We start from the raw sequence: 675 nt of genomic DNA, 5'->3' as shown, positions 1-675 counted from the left end.
GGGACCGTCACTGAATACAGCGCCACAACAGCACCACCCACAGGCGTTGCTGGCGCGGTCGTAGCGCACACAATGGATACTCTGGCCTGCCTCTGTGTCGGCAGATCGGCCCCACTATTCGCGCTACCCGCGAGCGTCTGCGAGGGATTTTCTGAATTGTAGAACGGCAGGACCGCGTCATCACCATCCGCCTCTGAGCACACGGCCCAGATCACATTTGTCGCGCCGGCAGTCAATGTGACTGTCTGGCTGGACCAGCTATCGAATTGACAGACCACGTTTTGGGTTACGGCGTCCAAGCCGCCACCAAGTCCGCCTATAGATGGGTAATCAACCGGTCCCAATGATATAACGGTCCCCTCACCGACCGTCGCGGTCAGGTCGGTGGACGACAGAGCCACAGTGAACCCCTGCGCCGCCGAGACCTCACCGAACAGAAGAAACGCCAGCCGTCCGAGTCCCTTCTTCGTATTCCGCCCGGCGTTGAGCAGGTCGGTGTCGAGAGCGACGCTACCGGGATAAACAATCTGTCTGTCCATATCAGTCCGTAATCCGCACCCAAGCGACAACACCTGCCGCTTTGGTCGAGTTGATCGCGTTGAGAATGATGCTGTCGTCCGTCACGCTTCCGCGCGGGACCGTGATGAAAAACTGGCCGCCAGAAAGATGGCCGTA

1 pseudogene is annotated in these 675 nt (G+C 59.3%); it reads right to left on the bottom strand.

Annotated elements, in window-relative coordinates:
• Nucleotides 1-539: pseudogene (locus GVI59_RS18720) on the bottom strand (hypothetical protein); the annotation flags it as partial.
• Nucleotides 540-675: the final 136 nt, after the last annotated feature.

The organism is Acetobacter sicerae (genome assembly GCF_011516765.1).
In the GTDB taxonomy this organism is placed as follows: domain Bacteria; phylum Pseudomonadota; class Alphaproteobacteria; order Acetobacterales; family Acetobacteraceae; genus Acetobacter; species Acetobacter sicerae.
Note: the sequence above shows the minus strand (reverse complement) of the source record. Positions and strands in the feature narration are given on the sequence as shown.